This window comes from Streptomyces polyrhachis (assembly GCF_042663125.1).
Lineage (GTDB): Bacteria > Actinomycetota > Actinomycetes > Streptomycetales > Streptomycetaceae > Streptomyces > Streptomyces polyrhachii.
Window position 1 is genome coordinate 24,720 of record NZ_JBHSZO010000030.1, and the last position, 14,916, is coordinate 39,635.

The 14,916-nt window shown below is 72.8% G+C and carries 14 protein-coding genes and 1 pseudogene; 10 read left to right on the forward strand and 5 right to left on the reverse strand.

Annotated features, from left to right (window positions below; all coding sequences use genetic code 11):
• The first annotated feature begins 173 nt into the window (after positions 1-173).
• Positions 174-2,270: a PQQ-dependent sugar dehydrogenase gene (locus ACFQLX_RS18690; protein ID WP_386416677.1), complete on the forward strand. Its 2,097-nt coding sequence runs from the start codon at positions 174-176 to the stop codon at positions 2,268-2,270.
• 116 nt (positions 2,271-2,386) lie between these two features.
• On the opposite strand, the gene ACFQLX_RS18695 is transcribed toward ACFQLX_RS18690, so the two are convergent.
• Complete coding sequence (locus ACFQLX_RS18695) at positions 2,387-3,724, reverse strand: DUF6777 domain-containing protein (protein WP_386416680.1); 1,338 nt, start codon at positions 3,722-3,724, stop codon at positions 2,387-2,389.
• Positions 3,725-3,923: 199 nt separating this feature from the next.
• Between ACFQLX_RS18695 and ACFQLX_RS18700 the strand changes: the two genes are divergently transcribed.
• The 4 genes and pseudogenes from ACFQLX_RS18700 to ACFQLX_RS18715 all read left to right on the forward strand — a co-directional run.
• Positions 3,924-4,883 carry a GNAT family N-acetyltransferase gene (locus ACFQLX_RS18700; protein ID WP_386416683.1) on the forward strand — a complete coding sequence of 320 codons (960 nt, stop codon included), beginning with the start codon at positions 3,924-3,926 and terminating at the stop codon, positions 4,881-4,883.
• A gap of 76 nt (positions 4,884-4,959) precedes the next feature.
• Positions 4,960-5,763, forward strand: a complete 804-nt coding sequence (locus tag ACFQLX_RS18705) for a pentapeptide repeat-containing protein (RefSeq protein ID WP_386416686.1) — start codon at positions 4,960-4,962, stop codon at positions 5,761-5,763.
• A 71-nt stretch (positions 5,764-5,834) separates the two neighbouring features.
• Positions 5,835-6,053, forward strand: a complete 219-nt coding sequence (locus tag ACFQLX_RS18710; RefSeq protein ID WP_386416688.1) for a dodecin — start codon at positions 5,835-5,837, stop codon at positions 6,051-6,053.
• A 107-nt stretch (positions 6,054-6,160) separates the two neighbouring features.
• Positions 6,161-6,457 (forward strand): annotated as a pseudogene (locus ACFQLX_RS18715) (helix-turn-helix domain-containing protein); the annotation flags it as partial.
• On the opposite strand, the gene ACFQLX_RS18720 reads toward ACFQLX_RS18715, so the two are convergent.
• Positions 6,436-6,831, reverse strand: coding sequence for a VOC family protein (locus tag ACFQLX_RS18720; RefSeq protein ID WP_386416691.1), 396 nt, complete (start codon positions 6,829-6,831; stop codon positions 6,436-6,438). The pseudogene ACFQLX_RS18715 and the gene ACFQLX_RS18720 overlap by 22 nt on opposite strands.
• Positions 6,832-7,135: 304 nt before the next feature.
• Here ACFQLX_RS18720 and ACFQLX_RS18725 point away from each other — a divergent pair, with 304 nt between their 5' ends.
• The 3 genes from ACFQLX_RS18725 to ACFQLX_RS18735 are packed head-to-tail and all read left to right on the forward strand — an operon-like array spanning position 7,136 to position 10,025.
• Complete coding sequence (locus ACFQLX_RS18725; protein ID WP_386416692.1) at positions 7,136-8,275, forward strand: Re/Si-specific NAD(P)(+) transhydrogenase subunit alpha; 1,140 nt, start codon at positions 7,136-7,138, stop codon at positions 8,273-8,275.
• Positions 8,272-8,616: an NAD(P) transhydrogenase subunit alpha part 2 gene (locus tag ACFQLX_RS18730; protein ID WP_386416694.1), complete on the forward strand. Its 345-nt coding sequence runs from the start codon at positions 8,272-8,274 to the stop codon at positions 8,614-8,616. Before ACFQLX_RS18725 ends, ACFQLX_RS18730 begins: the two co-directional genes overlap by 4 nt.
• Positions 8,613-10,025, forward strand: coding sequence for an NAD(P)(+) transhydrogenase (Re/Si-specific) subunit beta (locus ACFQLX_RS18735; RefSeq protein ID WP_386416696.1), 1,413 nt, complete (start codon positions 8,613-8,615; stop codon positions 10,023-10,025). The genes ACFQLX_RS18730 and ACFQLX_RS18735 overlap by 4 nt, the downstream gene beginning before the upstream one ends.
• Before the next feature lie 98 nt (positions 10,026-10,123).
• Here the strand turns inward: ACFQLX_RS18735 and ACFQLX_RS18740 are convergent, their stop codons facing one another.
• Positions 10,124-10,303, reverse strand: a complete 180-nt coding sequence (locus ACFQLX_RS18740) for a hypothetical protein (RefSeq protein ID WP_386416698.1) — start codon at positions 10,301-10,303, stop codon at positions 10,124-10,126.
• Between the two features lie 441 nt (positions 10,304-10,744).
• Here ACFQLX_RS18740 and ACFQLX_RS18745 point away from each other — a divergent pair, with 441 nt between their 5' ends.
• Positions 10,745-11,341 carry a TetR/AcrR family transcriptional regulator gene (locus ACFQLX_RS18745; protein ID WP_386416700.1) on the forward strand — a complete coding sequence of 199 codons (597 nt, stop codon included), beginning with the start codon at positions 10,745-10,747 and terminating at the stop codon, positions 11,339-11,341.
• Between the two features lie 131 nt (positions 11,342-11,472).
• The gene (locus ACFQLX_RS18750) at positions 11,473-13,710 is read left to right on the forward strand and encodes an MMPL family transporter (protein WP_386416702.1); all 2,238 of its coding nucleotides are present in this window, start codon (positions 11,473-11,475) and stop codon (positions 13,708-13,710) included.
• Between the two features lie 74 nt (positions 13,711-13,784).
• On the opposite strand, the gene ACFQLX_RS18755 is transcribed toward ACFQLX_RS18750, so the two are convergent.
• On the reverse strand, positions 13,785-14,561 hold the full coding sequence (locus ACFQLX_RS18755; protein ID WP_386416704.1) for an ankyrin repeat domain-containing protein: 777 nt from the start codon (positions 14,559-14,561) through the stop codon (positions 13,785-13,787).
• A gap of 62 nt (positions 14,562-14,623) precedes the next feature.
• Positions 14,624-14,914, reverse strand: coding sequence for a YiaA/YiaB family inner membrane protein (locus tag ACFQLX_RS18760; RefSeq protein ID WP_386416705.1), 291 nt, complete (start codon positions 14,912-14,914; stop codon positions 14,624-14,626).
• Between the last annotated feature and the right edge of the window lie 2 nt (positions 14,915-14,916).

Below are 14,916 nucleotides of genomic sequence, written 5' to 3' on the forward strand. Positions count from 1 at the left end.
CGTCGTAGCGGGGCGGCTCCGGTGACCATGACCGGGTTTCGCCTCTCCCGGGACAAAGTTTGTTTCTCTCCGGTCGTACATATTGGCGACCCGGCAAAAGTGCCCTAGCCTCCACAGCGCTGTACTCAGTCAGGTGCAGCTACCCGCGAAGTACACCGGGAGTTGGGGGCACGATGTTCCGAAAGCTCAGCACGGTGTTGGCCGGGGCGCTTGCCGCGGCCCTTCTGGGCGCGCCCGCCGCGGTGGCGGAGCCCGCCGGGGCCCAGGCGCCGCCACCGGACACGGAGTTCGAGAAGGTCGTGCTCAACGACCGGCCCGGCGAGCCGATGGACCTCGCCGTCCTGCCGGACAGGCGCGTCCTGCACACGACCCGCAAGGGCGAGGTGTGGCTGCACGATCCGGCCACCGGCGTCAACTCGCTCGCCGCGAAGATGGATCTCTACCAGCACGACGAGGAGGGGTTGCAGAACATCGCGATCGATCCCGGTTTCCGCACCAACCGGTGGGTGTACCTCTACTACTCGCCGAAGCTGGGCACCCCGGTCGACAACCCGGTGACCCCGGTCAACGAGGGCGACGCGCCCTTCACCGGCACCCAGGCCGAATTCGACCGCTACAAGGGGCACTTGCAGCTCTCCCGCTTCAAGTGGCGCGGCGACCACGTCGACCTGTCCTCCGAGCAGAAGATCATGCGGGTGCCGGTGGACCGCGGCATCTGCTGCCACGTCGGCGGCGACATCGCCTTCGACTCGCGCGGGCTGCTCTACCTGACGACCGGGGACGACACCAACCCCTTCCAGTCCGGCGGCTACACGCCCATCGACGAACGCGCCGGGCGCAACCCCGCCTTCGACGCCCAGCGCACCTCCGCCAACACCGACGACCTGCGCGGCAAGATCCTGCGGATCAGGGTCAGGAGCGACGGCTCGTACGCGATACCCGAGGGGAACCTCTTCGCCCCGGGCACGGCGAAGACGCGCCCCGAGATCTACGCCATGGGCCTGCGCAACCCCTTCCGGATGGAGATCAACCGCGAGACCGACGAGGTCTACGTCGCGGACTACTCCCCCGACGCCGGCTCCGCCAACCCGCTGCGCGGACCGGCCGGCCAGGGCAAGTGGACGGCGCTGACCAAGGCCGCCAACTACGGCTGGCCCTACTGCGCCACCGATCAACTCCCCTACACCGACTACGACTTCGCCACCGGCGCCTCGGGGCAGCCCTTCGACTGCGCGGCCCCGGTGAACGAGTCGCCGCACAACACCGGGCTGCGCGAGCTGCCGCCCGTCGCCCACCCGGACGTCTGGTACTCCTACGGCCCCTCGGCCGGCTTCCCGGGCCTGGGCACCGGCGGCATCGGCCCGATGGCCGGCCCCGCCTACGACCACGACCCGCGCATCGCCGGCAAGGAGGGCTCGGTGGCGTGGCCCGCGGCCTTCGACGGGCTGCCGATCTTCCACGAGTGGACGCGCGACTACGCCAAACTCCTCGGCCGCGACGACTCCGGCGCGGTCACCTCGATCACGCCGCTGCTGCCCTCGCTGGCCGCGCCGACCTTCGACAACCCGATGGACCTGGAATTCGGCCCGGACGGCGCGCTGTACGTACTGGAGTACGGCGACGGCTACTTCTCCGAGAACCCGGACGCCAAGCTCTCGCGGATCGACTACATCGGCCCCGGCGGCAACCACGCGCCCCGGGTCAAGGTGGCGGCCGACCCGGCGAGCGGCCCCGCCCCGCTGGCGGTGGGCTTCTCCAGCGCCGGCACGTCCGACCCGGACGGCGACCGCCTGTCCTACGCCTGGGACTTCGACGGCGACGGCGACACCGACTCCACCAAGGCCAGTCCCTCGTACACGTACACGGCGGACGGCACCTACCGCGCCACCCTCAACGTCACGGACGAGCACGGCCGTTCGGCCGCGCAGTACGCGGTGGTACGGGTCGGCAACCAGCCGCCCGCGGTGGACCTGGTCAAGCCCGCGGCGGGCCAGCCCTTCCACTTCGGCGACGCGGTGGCCTTCGAGGTGCGGGTGACCGACGGGGAGCCGGTGGACTGCGCGGCGGTGCGGGTGACGTACATCGTGGGGCACGACACCCACGGCCACCCGCAGACGACGGCGAGCGGCTGCACCGGCACCATCCAGACCTCGCCGATCGACGGCCACGACCCGGCGGAGGGCAACATCATCGCCGTGTTCGTGGCGGAGTACACCGACTCCGGCGGGCTGAGCGGCAGCGAGCAGGTGGTGCTGCGGGCGACGCCGTGAGGGTGAGCCGACAGGGCCGACAGGGCCGGCCGCACCGGCAGCACTGACGGCACCGGTACGTCGCCGCCCCCCGACCAGCCGCGGTCGGGGGGCGGCGACGTACCCGGCGGGCGGCGCTACTCGCCGGCCGCCTTCAGCACCGGCAGTCCGTACGCGCCGCGCAGGGCGTCGAGGTCCCGCCAGGCCGCGGGCTCCAGCGAGGCCGGGCCGTCCTCGGGGGACAGCTCCTCGGTCTGCTCCTCCGGCGCGTCCCGGCCGCCGGGGGCGTCACCGGGGACCTCGCCGCCGTCCTGGCCGCCGCCTTCCGGCGCGCCCGGCTCCTCGGGCGCCGGCATCTCCGGGGGGCTGCCCGGCTCCTCCGGCGGCGGGCTCCCGCCCTCCTGCGCCGGGGTGGTCACCGTGAGCGGTTCGGAGGCCTCGGAGGTCCGGTCGCCGCCGACGGCCTTCACCGTGAAGACGTACTCCGTACCGGCCTCCAGTCCGTCGATCTCGACGTCGGTCACCTTGGTCTTGCGGACCGGGTCGGGCCGGCCCTTGACGTAGACCTCGTAGCCGGTCACCTCGTTGGTGTCGCGCTGCGGGTCCCAGGTCAGCCGGACGGTGGTCGGGCCGGTCGCCGCGCCCTCCAGGCCGGTGGGCGCGGGCAGCGGCGCGGCCGGGGACTCGCCGCCGTCCGGGTCGGGCGCCGGGACCGGCGGGATCGGGCCGGGGTCGGGGGGCGCGGGGACGACGTTGTCGTCCGGCTTGCCGGAGTCCTCCACCGGGCGCGCGATCCAGACGTTCGTGACGACGTCCACGATCACGATGGTGTTGATCACCGTGGTGGAGCGGTCGACGACGACGACCTGCTCCGGGCGGTACGAGGTCCACGCCTCGCCCTTGTAGACCACCTTCGACGGGGTGGCGCCGGCCTTCGTCAGCGGGTTTCCGCAGGCGCAGCGCACGCGCGGCACGCCGTGGTCGTCGACGAGGACGGCCGTACCGGCCTGCAGGACCGACTGGAAGGTGGTCGCGCGGCCGTCGGCGAAGCCGTGGTTGGTCACGCGCGTGTCGGCGCGCAGCACCACGGAGGTGAGGGAGCGCAGGAAGACGGGGACCTCGTCGGACTTCACGCCCTCGACCTTCGCGAAGGCGTCGCGCTTGTCGTGGTTGGCGTCGAGGAAGCGGATCTGCTTCTCCACGTCGCAGCTCGCCTTGTCGAGCGTGCCGCCGTACAGCCCCTGCGTGGCGCCCGAGAGCGCGCGGGGGGCCGGCGCCTGCTTCGGGGGCTTGGCGGTGGCGGGCGGCGGGGCCGAGGAGCCGGCGGCGGGCGTCGCGGTGGACTTCGTCCACGGGTCGGGGCCGGCGTCGGTGACCGGTTGCAGGTGCAGCTCGGCGGCATCCGCCGCGGGGGCGGCCGCCGAGCTCACACCCCAGGCGCCCGCGGTGAGGGACACCGCCAGGGCGAGCGCCACGGCTCGGGATATGTGAACGGGTGATCGCGACGAATGTCGTCGGGTCACGGACAACCTCCCGGATTGTTGTGGGCTTTTCGGGTTAATTGTTCGAGCGGGGGGGTTGGATCCCGCAACTCGGGTGCGGCTGTCGGAGTGGACTTCGCGCGGTGGGGAAATACGTTGCGCGCGACCCGCGGCGCCCCCGAAGCTGGCGGGCATGGACACCACCGTGCGTGCGGCGACTGTGCAGGACGCCCAGCTCGTCTGCGAGCTTCTCAACGAGATCGACACCCTGGAGATAGGACACCCGGAGACGGAGCTCGCGGACGTCCTGGCCGACCTCGGGAAGCCGGACGCGGACCTGGAGCACAACTCCTGGCTGGCCTTCGAGGACACCGGCGGCGGGGCGGCCGGCGGGGCGGGCCGCCTGGTCGGGTACGGGCTGCTGTGGGACGACTCCCACGGCGAGCGCATCGACATCGACCAGTACGTGCTTCCCGACCGCCCGGCGATGACCGTGCACCTGTTCGAACTGATGGAGCGGCGGGCGGCCGAGGTCGCGGCGGCCAACGGCGCCGCCCGCGCCGTCGTACACCTGCACCTCAACGCGGCGCCGACCCTGGACCTCGCGCTGATCGAGGAGCGCGGCTGGCAGATCGTGCGGCGCTACCACGTGCTGAAGAAGGCGGTCTCGACCGGCGGCGACCCCCTGCCCGAGCCCCCCGCCGGGATCGCGGTGCGCGACTGCTCCGACCCGGCGGACCGGCGCCTGCTGCACGCGATACGCCAGCGGGCCATGGCCGAGCACTTCGACTTCCAGCCGCTCGGCTACGAGAAGTGGCTGGCGGACCCGGCGGTGGCCGCCCGCGACTGGTCGCTGTGCTGGATCGCCTCGGTGGACGGCGAGGACGCGGCGGTCATGCTGGGCCGCAACGACCGCGAGTCGATGGGCTGGGTCGAGGTCCTGGGCGTGCTGCCCGAGGCGCGCGGCCGGGGGCTGGGCGGCTTCCTGCTGCGGCGGGCCTTCGCGGCCTTCGCGGGGCTAGGGCGCGAGACGGTGGGTCTGGGCGTGGACACGCGCAACGCCAGCGGGGCGCTGGGGCTCTACGAGCGCCACGGCATGGGGCTGCACTTCGCGGTGGACACCTGGGAGGTGGCGCTGCCGGCAGCGCGGTGAGTCGGCAGGGGACGCGCGCCTTCTCCCGTACCGGAGAATGGGACGCGAAACCCCCCGGCGAGGAGAGCGGCGAACGATGCGTACGGACCTGCGGGCCGACTGCGGCAGCTGCTTCGGGCTGTGCTGCGTCGCGCTGCCCTTCGCGGCCTCCCGCGACTTCGCGCACGCCAAGGCGGGTGGCGAGCCCTGCCGCAATCTGCGCGAGGACCACGGCTGCGCGATCCACGCCCGGCTGCGTACAGAGGGGTATCCCGGCTGCACCGTCTTCGACTGCTTCGGCGCGGGGCAGAAGGTCTCGCAGGTGACGTTCGGCGGCCGGGGCTGGCGCGAGGCGCCCGAGACGGCCGCGCAGATGTTCGCGGCGCTGCCGGTCATGCGGCAGCTGCACGAGCTGATGTGGTACGCCGCCGAGGCCCTCGACCTCCCCGCCGCCCGCCCGGTGCACGGGGAGCTGCGCGAGGCCCTCGCCGAGGTCGAGCAGCTGACCCTCTCCGCCGCCGACGTCCTGGCGAAGGCGGACGTGCCGGCGCTGCGGGCCTCGGTCGGCGCGCTGCTGCTGCGGGCCTCGGAGCTGGCCCGCGCGGCGGCCGTCCCGGGCCGGCGCCGCGACCACCGGGGCGCGGACCTGATGGGCCGCCGCCTGCGCGCGGCCGACCTGCGGGGCGCGAGCCTGCGCGGGGCGCTGCTGGTGGCGGCCGACCTGCGCGGGGCGGACCTGCGCTGGGCGGACGTCACCGGCGCGGACCTGCGCGACACCCGCCTGGCGGGGGCGGACCTGCGCGACTGCCTCTTCCTCACCCAGTCCCAGCTGACCGCGGCGAGCGGCGACAGCACGACGAGGCTGCCGCGGAGCCTGCACCGGCCGGGGCATTGGGCGTAGGCCCCTCCCCCCGCTCAACGAGTGGCGCACACCGCCTCGCGCACCCGCGCGAGGTGCGGCACGGTGGTGCTATGAGCACCCACACGTATCGCGTCACGGAGATCGTCGGCACCTCGCACGAGGGGATCGACGACGCCATCACCAACGGCATCACCCGCGCCGGCCGGACCCTGCGCAATCTGGACTGGTTCGAGGTCACCCAGATCCGCGGCCAGCTCGACGGCGAGTCCGTCAAGCACTGGCAGGTCGGCATGAAGGTCGGCTTCCGCCTGGAGGACGCGCAGGGCTGAGCGCCACCGGATCCCGTACGGGCTGACCCCGCGTACCCGTTCGGGCATCCTGGAAGTCATGTACGGGGAACGGACGGCGGCGCGGCTGCCGGGCGCGGTGCTGTGGCGCCGTCGTCACCGGGCTGCGTGCCGGGCGCCCGGTCGCGGAGCTGGCGCGGGCGGGCGGGCTGAGTGAGCGCCGGCTGCACCGGCGCTCACTCGCGGTCTTCGGCTACGGGCCCAAGACCCTGGCCCGCGTGCTGCGGATGAACCGCGCCCTCGAACTCGCCCGTGCGGGAGTGCCGTTGGCGTACGTCGCGGTGCGGGCCGGGTACGCCGACCAGTCGCATCTGGCGCGCGAGGTCAGGGCGCTGGCGGGCGTACCGCTGCGGGCGCTGGTGCCTCAGGGCGCCAGCGGCGCGTAGAGGTCGACGCGGTTGCCGTCCGGGTCGGTCACCGTCGCGTAGCGCTGGCCCCAGGGGGCGTCCCAGGGGGCGCGGTGCGAGCCGTAGCCCTCGCCGGTGACGCGCTCGTGGAGCTTGTCGACGCCGGCGGGGGTGTCGAGGGCGAAGGCGAGCTGGAGGCGGCCGGGGTCCGCCGGGGGGCGCCACTGCGGGTCGAAGGCGCGCACGCTCTCCTCCGTGTCCCACATCAGGCGTACCCCGCCGGGCAGTTGGGCCTCCACATGGGGCTCCCCCGCGTCCTGCGGCGGGATGTCGATACCGAGGAGCCGGTAGAAGGCGAGCGAGGCGGCGAGGTCGGAGACGACCATGCCGATGGCGTTGAATCGTGCGTTCATGCCCCCACGGTAGGGCGCGGCGGACCCGGCGGTCTTGAACGAATCGGACGCGCCCGCGCCGCCCGCGGCCCCGGCGCGGCAGTGATTTGCCTCTCGTTCCCGCCGCTCCGGCGCCGCCCTTCGCCACAACCGTGCAGTTCACAGCCATGGCGGTGCACAAAACGGTGATCGGGTCCAGGCCGCCTCACACCTCCCGCAATACGTCCGGTTTCCGCTAGCGTGCGGCGGGCACCACCCAGGCACCTCGTACAACCGTGCGTCGCGGCAGGCGCGTTGCGGGTCGAGCGTTGAGGGAGAGCGACACATGGCAGGTCTGATCGCGGGGGTTCTCAGGGAACGCGCGCCCGGTGAGCGGCGGGTGGCCCTCACCCCCGAGGCCGTGTCCCGGCTCGGGGCGGCCGGCGTGGAGGTGGTGGTGGAGTCCGGCGCGGGGGCCGCCGCCTGGTTCACCGACGCCGACTACACCGCGGCGGGGGCGCGAGTCCTCGGCATCGGGGAGCTGTTGGAGCGCTCCGACGTGGTGCTGTGCGTCGGTCCGCCGGAGGCCGAGGAGGCCGCCGCCCTGCGCTCCGGGCAGACCCTCGTCGGACTGCTCGACCCGCTGCGCCACCCCGAACGCGTCCGCCAGCTCACCGAGCGCGGCGTCACCCAGGTCAGCCTGGACCTGCTGCCGCGCACGCTGAGCCGCGCGCAGTCGATGGACGCCCTCACCTCGCAGGCGAACGTGGCCGGTTACAAGGCGGTGCTGCTGGCCGCCGACTCCTACGACCGCTACTTCCCGATGCTCACCACCGCCGCCGGTACGTCCAAGCCCGCCGCGGTGCTCATCCTGGGCGCCGGCGTGGCGGGCCTGCAGGCCATCGCGACCGCCCGCCGGCTGGGCGCGATCGTCAGCGGCTTCGACGTACGGCCCCAGGCGCAGGGCGAGATCGAGTCCCTGGGCGCCCGCTACGTCAAGCTGGACGGCGTCAACTCCGCGGCGGGCGAGGGCGGTTACGCCCGCCAGCTGACCGAGGAGGAGAACCGGACCCTGCTGGCGGCGCTGGAGGAGCACATCGCCAAGTCCGATGTCGTCATCACCACCGCCCGCGTCCCCGGCCGGCGCCCCCCGCTGCTGGTGACGGCCGCCGCGCTGGAGCGGATGCGCCCCGGCTCGGTCGTCATCGACATGGCCGCCAGCGAACTGGGCGGCAACGTCGAGCTGTCGGAGCCCGACAAGACCACCGTCCTGGACGGCGGGGTGACCCTGATCGGCGCGGGCAACCTGCCGTCCGTGATGGCCACCGCCGCCTCCACGGCGTACGCGCGCAACATCGGCGCCCTGCTGACCCACCTCCTCAAGGACGGTGTCCTGCGTATCGACCTCGACGACGAGATCCAGGCGGGTGTGGTCGTCGCCCACGAGGGCTCCGTCGTCAACTCCTCCGTAAGGGGCGCCATATGAGCCTCGACCTGCTCACCGCCGTCACCGTGTTCGTCCTGAGCGTGCTGGTCGGCTTCGAAGTGATCAGCAAGGTGCCGGCCACCCTGCACACGCCGCTGATGTCCGGCGCCAACTCCATCCACGGCATCGTGCTGATCGGCGCGATGCTGATCACCTCCGCCGCCGACTCCGCGCCCGAGTACGCGATGGCGTTCGTCGCGGTCGCCTTCGGCGCGATGAACGTGGTGGGCGGCTACGCGGTCACCGACCGGATGCTGGAGATGTTCAAGGCAAGGCCCACCGCCCGGCCCGCGCAGGCGCTGCCCGAGCAGACCCCCCACGAGCAGGGAAGTGCCCGATGAGCGACCTGGAGACCACCGTCCGCTACGTGCTGCTGGCCGCCGCGGCCTGCTTCGTCCTGGGCCTGCACCTGATGAACTCCCCCGCCACGGCCCGCCGCGGCAACACCCTCTCGGCCGCCGCGATGGCCGTCGCCATCACGGCGACGGGCGTCCTGCTGGTCGAGAAGGGCTCGATGAGCACGACCGGCTGGCTGGTGCTGCTGGCCGGGATCCTCGTCGGCTCGGCGGCCGGGCTGTGGACGGCGCGGACCGTGCAGATGACCGACATGCCCCAACTGGTCAGCCTCTTCAACGCGGTCGGCGGCGGCGCGGCGGCGCTGCTGGCCATCGGCGAGCTGGTGCAGCACGAGCACGTCGAACTGCTCGGCGCGCAGACCACGGTGCCGGGCGGCCTGGACATCCTGATCGGCGCGGTCACCTTCTCCGGCTCGCTGCTGGCGGCGGCCAAGCTGCAGGGCACGGTCACGGGACAGCCCATCGTCTTCCCCGGCGCCCGCGCGCTCAACATCGTCCTCGCGCTGGTCTTCACCGGCTCGGCGGCCTGGCTGGTGGTCGAGCCGGGCAGCGTACTGGCGCTGACCTTGCTGACCGTGTCCTCGCTGGCCTTCGGTGTGACGATGGTGCTGCCGATCGGCGGCGCGGACATGCCGGTGGTGATCTCGCTGCTCAACGCCTTCACCGGGACGGCCGTCGGCATGGCGGGCTTCGTCCTGGGCGAGCCGGTGCTGATCATCGCGGGCGCGCTGGTGGGCGCCTCGGGCGCCATCTTGACCAAGCTGATGGCGGACGCCATGAACCGCTCCATCCCGGCGATCATCGTCGGCGGCTTCGGCACCGGCGGCGAGACGGCGGCCGCGGCCGGCGGCGGCGACACGCAGGTGCGGTCGGTCTCGGTCGACGACGTGGCGATCCAGCTGGCGTACGCGAGCAAGGTGATCATCGTGCCCGGGTACGGGCTGGCCGCCGCCCAGGCCCAGCACGAGCTGGGCGACCTGGCTCAGCTGCTGACCGGGCACGGAGTGGACGTCAGCTACGCCATCCACCCGGTCGCCGGCCGGATGCCGGGGCACATGAACGTCCTGCTCGCGGAGGCCAACGTGCCCTATCCGCAGCTCAAGGAGATGGAGGACGTCAACGGCGAGTTCGCCCAGGCCGACGTGGCCCTGGTGATCGGCGCCAACGACGTCACCAACCCGGCCGCGCGCCGCTCGGGCAACGCGATCTCCGGGATGCCGATCCTGGACGTGGACAAGGCCAAGAGCGTGGTGGTGATCAAGCGCTCGATGGGCCACGGCTACGCGGGCATCGACAACGAGCTGTACACCGGCCCGCGCACCGGCATGCTCTTCGCGGACGCCAAGGCGGGCGTGGCGGAACTCAAGTCGGCGGTACGGGTGTTCGTCGGCTGACAACGCCGGGCACCACCGCGGCGGACGGCCCCTCCTCCCCTATCGGGAGCGGGGGCCGTCCGCCGCGTTCGGGGCGTACGGGGTACGCGCCGGGTGCGTCAGTCGATGCCCGGCAGGATGTGCGGCTCGGCGAGATCGTCCTCGTAGCCCGCGAGGCGGATGGGCGCGGAGCGCGCCCAGACCTCAAGGCTGCTGAGCTCGTCGGAAGCGTGCACGCCCGCGCGGACCCCGCGCTCGGCCTCGGTCGGCCTGCCTGTCTGGATGTCGGACACCTGCATCCTCCGTATCTGGGAACCGGATCGGCCCTGCTGTCGCCGGGGAACTCGGCACCAGGACGTGGGTGATCAAGCGTTACGGACGCGGTGGCGCCGGTGTCGCAGCTCCGGTGGCACAGCCTTGGTGCTGGGCGTGCCCCGGGACGGGCCGAGGTTGTCGGTGCTTCCCCGGTGAGAAGAGGCGTTCCGTCCCTCTCAGAGTAGCGACCCCTGCGCTCATTCGCGCGCCGATTACCGACAGCCGTCGAACGGTTGCGCGGAGTGATCTCCATCCGCCGTCGCGCACATCGGGCCTTCTGCTCATTTCCGACAACTTCCGCCGACCGCCGCCGTCGTGACGGAGCCCACATGCGAAACGACCCCGTTTCGCTGGCGGCGACCTTACGCTGTACGAGGCGTACGAAACCGTTTCGTTCGAGCCGGAGACCGGAAAGGGAGCCGCGCATGACGCAGACCCCCGCGACCCCCTCGCGCCGCACCCGGCTCAGCACCGAGCGCGAGCACGAGCTGTACGAGGCCGTGCTGGAGCTGCTGCGCGAGCACGGCTACGAGTCGCTGACCATGGACGCCGTCGCCGCCCGCACCCGCGCCAGCAAGGCCACCCTCTACCGCCAGTGGCAGGGGAAGCCCCGACTGGTCGCGACCGCGCTGCGGCACGCGAAGACGGCCGCGCAGCCCGATCCGGACACCGGCAGCCTGCGGGGCGACCTGCTGGAGCTGGCCCGGTGCGGGATGCGCGACGCGGAGCACGACCACGCGCTGATGCGCGGGCTCGCCCACGCGGCGCACGCCAACCCCGAACTCCACCAGGCACTGCGCGAGTTGCTCGTCCTCCCGGAGGCCGAGCGGCTGGAGGCGCTGCTACAGCAAGCAGTGGAGCGCGGCGAGGTCGCCGCCGGCACCCCGGCGCTGGAGTTCGTACCGCACATGTTCTTCGGCGCGTTCATCGGCCGCGACCTGATCGAGGGCCGCCCCCCCGACCTCGACTACCTCACCAGCTATCTCGACGCGGTGGTCCTTCCGGCCCTCGGCATCAGGTAACGCCGGGGCCGCCCTTTCACCGCGGCCCGGTGACCCCGTCCCCGTCTCCCCCGTTCCACCTGGCCGACGCCGCTCTCGTCGCCGGGGTGGATGCACCTGTCCACTCATCTGACGATCAAGGAGTGCCGTCCGTGGCAACCCTTCTGTACAAACTGGGCCGGTTCTCGTTCCGGCACCGGATCCTCGTCGGCCTGCTGTGGCTGGCGGTCTTCGTCCTCGCGGGCGTCGGCGCCTCCACGGCCGCCAAGCCCCCGGCCGACAACTTCAAACTCCCCGGCACCGAGGCCCAGCAGGCCTTCGACCTGCTGGAGCAGCGCTTCCCCGGCGGCAGCTCCGACGGCGCGACCGCACGGCTGGTCTTCCAGGCCCCCGAGGGCGAGAAGATCACCTCCGCGGACAACAAGGCGGACGTCGGCAGGGTCCTGGACAAGCTCGCGGGCGGCCAGGCCGGTGCGGTGGGCGACCCCTTCACCACCCCGGGCGCGGTGAGCGAGGACGGCCGTACGGCTTACACCACCGTCAACTACAAGGTCTCCGCCATGGAGGTCACCGACAAGACCCGCGCGGACATCGACAAGGCGATGGACTCCGGCCGCGAGGCGGGGCTGACGGTCGAGGCCGGCGGCGACGCCCTCATGGCCGAACCCGACATGGGCCACGGCGAGATCATCGGCGTGGGCATCGCGCTCGTCGTCCTGGTCATCACCTTCGGCTCGCTGATCGCGGCCGGGCTGCCGATCCTCACCGCGCTGATCGGCGTCGGCATCGGCATCTCCTCCATCACGGCGCTGGCGGCCACGCTCAACCTCTCCGCCACCACCTCCACCCTCGCCACCATGATCGGCCTCGCGGTCGGCATCGACTACGCCCTGTTCATCGCCTCTCGCTACCGCACGGAGTTGACCGAGGGGCACTCGCGCGAGGAGGCCGTCGGCCGCGCCGTCGGCACGGCGGGCTCCGCGGTGGTCTTCGCCGGCCTCACGGTGATCATCGCGCTGGTCGGTCTCTCCGTGGCGCAGATCCCCATGCTCACCAAGATGGGTATGACCGCCGCCGGTACGGTCGCACTCGCCGTGCTCATCGCCCTCACCCTGGTCCCGGCCGCGCTGGGCCTGGTCGGCAAGAGGGTCTTCGGCCGCAAGGTCCGCGACGCCAACCCGCAGACCGGCGTGCCCGCTCCCCACGACCCCGCCACCGCCGAGCCCAACATGGGCACCCGCTGGTCGCGCTTCGTCCTGCGCCGGCCGCTGGTGGTGCTGCTGACGGCCGTCGCCGCCCTGGGCGCGCTGGCGCTGCCGGTGTCGAAGATGGAGCTGGGGCTGCCCTCCGAGGGCTCCAGCCCCACGGAGACCACCCAGCGCAAGGCGTACGACCTGCTCTCCGAGTCCTTCGGCCCCGGCTTCAACGGCCCGCTGCTCGGCGTGGTCGACGCGGCGGACGCCGACGACGCCAAGCAGGCCGCCGAGGAGATCGGCAAGCGGCTCGGCACGGTCGACGGGGTGGAATCGGTCAGCCCGGCCATGTTCAACAAGGCCGGCGACACCGCCACGATCAGCATCGTGCCGAGCACCGGCCCGACGGACGTGAAGACCGAGACGCTGGTCCACGACATCCGCGAGCTGGCCCCGCAACTGAAGTCCGACACCGGCGCGGAGCTGTACCTCTCGGGCACCACCGCGGTGAACATCGACTTCACCCAGGTGCTCGACGACGCACTGGTCCCCTACCTGGCGCTGGTCGTGGGCCTGGCCTTCGTCCTGCTGCTGCTGGTCTTCCGCTCGGTGCTGGTGCCGCTGAAGGCGGCCCTGGGCTTCCTGCTGTCGGTGCTGGGCGCGCTCGGCGCGGTCGTGCTGGTCTTCCAGGAGGGCCACCTCGCGAGCCTGTTCGGGGTGGAGTCGACCGGCCCGATCATGTCGATGATGCCGATCTTCATGATCGGCGTGGTCTTCGGTCTGGCCATGGATTACGAGGTCTTCCTCGTGACCCGGATGCGCGAGGCGTTCGTCCACGGCGAGCGGCCGGGCGAGGCGATCGTGACCGGCTTCCGCTTCGGCGCGCGGGTCGTCACCGCCGCCGCGATCATCATGATCAGCGTCTTCGCCGGCTTCATCGGCGCGGGCGACGACATGGTCAAGATGATGGGCTTCGGCCTGGCGGTCGCCGTCCTGCTGGACGCCTTCGTGGTCCGGATGGCCATCGTGCCGGCGGTGCTGGCGCTGCTCGGGCGGCACGCCTGGTGGCTGCCGCGCTGGCTGGACAGGGTCCTGCCGAACGTGGACGTCGAGGGCGAGCAGCTGCGCAAGCGGCTGGAGTCCCACTCCGCGGCGGCGAAGACCGACGGCGACGAGCGCGAGCTCGCGGGCGTCTGACGCCCGGCCGCCCCGAGGGCCCGGCGGCGACCTTCACCGGTCGCCGCCGGGCCCTCGGGCTTTTCTCCCCGGTCCTACCGCTCCTCGTACGAGGCGAGGAGGTCGGCGACGGCCGCGTGGCCGGTCTGCAGGTCGGTCCAGGCGCGCGGCTCCCCGTCGCGTACGACCTCGGCGACGAGCACCGTGGAGTCGTCCGGCGCGACCTCCTCGCGCACGACCACGCGGTCCCCGGGCTCCGCCTCGGCCAGGATGCGGGCCCGGTGGCGCACCTCGGCGGCCAGGTCGACGTCCACCCAGGCCAGGGCGGTCTGCCGGGGGGTGAGGCCCTCGTCGTCGCGTACGGACCAGTCGGCGTCTGCCTCCAGCAGCGCCTCCACGGCCTGCAGGGAGCCGCGGGCGGCGGCGCGGTGCAGCGGGGTGCGCCCGGAGTCGTCGGTGACGGCCGTGACGGTCCTGCCGGTCCGGTCCGCCGTGTCGAAGCTGCGGGAGAGGAGGAGGCGCAGGGTGGCGGTGTGCCCGTTGGCGGCGGCCCACAGCACCGCGGTGTTGCCGTCCCACTCGCCGCGCGCCGCGTCCGCCCCGGCCTGCAGCAGCTCGCCGACGACGTCCGTGTGCCCCCAGCAGGCGGCGGCGCACAGCGGCAGCCCGTCCTGCGGCTCGACTCCCGGCGCGTCGGGGTCGGCCCCGTGCTCCAGCAGTACGTGCACCAGGTCGGCGCGCCCCTCGACGGCGGCCTCGTACAGGGCCGCCCGCAGCGCCCCCGGCGGATCGTCCGCCCCCTCCAGCAGCCCGGTGAGGCCGGGAAGGTCCCCGTCGTACACGGCGTCGAGAAGCTGCGCGCTGCGGTCCATGACTCCAGTATCGAAGCGCCGCGGCTCCCCCGCCCCCCGGGCGAAGGGCCGGGGGGACGGGATCAGAGGTTCTTGACGTCGAAGGGGTCGTGCTCCGAGATCAGCTTGTCGAGGCGCGCCTTGTCGACGCGGGAGGTGACCTGCTCGGTCTCCTGGCGGTCGCGGATGGCCTTGGCCAGCGTGAAGGCCGAGGAGGTGACGAAGGCCAGGCCCAGGGCGAGGAAGCCGCGGGCCTCCGCCTCCAGGGGGAGTTTGGCGATGCCGTAGGCGGTGCCGAGCAGGGCGACGGCGAAGGCCGCTGCCGCCTGGAACATGAAGGCGGAGCTGGGCGGCCGGTTCATGGGTGGGGTCATGG

Coding starts and splice junctions, on each gene's coding strand:
- ACFQLX_RS18700 (WP_386416683.1), top strand. CDS start 3,924: ATGGACACCACCGTGCGTGCGGCGACTGTGCAGGACGCCCAGCTCGTC.
- ACFQLX_RS18740 (WP_386416698.1), bottom strand. CDS start 10,303: ATGCAGGTGTCCGACATCCAGACAGGCAGGCCGACCGAGGCCGAGCGC.
- ACFQLX_RS18720 (WP_386416691.1), bottom strand. CDS start 6,831: ATGAACGCACGATTCAACGCCATCGGCATGGTCGTCTCCGACCTCGCC.
- ACFQLX_RS18690 (WP_386416677.1), top strand. CDS start 174: ATGTTCCGAAAGCTCAGCACGGTGTTGGCCGGGGCGCTTGCCGCGGCC.
- ACFQLX_RS18710 (WP_386416688.1), top strand. CDS start 5,835: ATGAGCACCCACACGTATCGCGTCACGGAGATCGTCGGCACCTCGCAC.
- ACFQLX_RS18725 (WP_386416692.1), top strand. CDS start 7,136: ATGGCAGGTCTGATCGCGGGGGTTCTCAGGGAACGCGCGCCCGGTGAG.
- ACFQLX_RS18760 (WP_386416705.1), bottom strand. CDS start 14,914: ATGACCCCACCCATGAACCGGCCGCCCAGCTCCGCCTTCATGTTCCAG.
- ACFQLX_RS18735 (WP_386416696.1), top strand. CDS start 8,613: ATGAGCGACCTGGAGACCACCGTCCGCTACGTGCTGCTGGCCGCCGCG.
- ACFQLX_RS18745 (WP_386416700.1), top strand. CDS start 10,745: ATGACGCAGACCCCCGCGACCCCCTCGCGCCGCACCCGGCTCAGCACC.
- ACFQLX_RS18755 (WP_386416704.1), bottom strand. CDS start 14,561: ATGGACCGCAGCGCGCAGCTTCTCGACGCCGTGTACGACGGGGACCTT.
- ACFQLX_RS18730 (WP_386416694.1), top strand. CDS start 8,272: ATGAGCCTCGACCTGCTCACCGCCGTCACCGTGTTCGTCCTGAGCGTG.
- ACFQLX_RS18705 (WP_386416686.1), top strand. CDS start 4,960: ATGCGTACGGACCTGCGGGCCGACTGCGGCAGCTGCTTCGGGCTGTGC.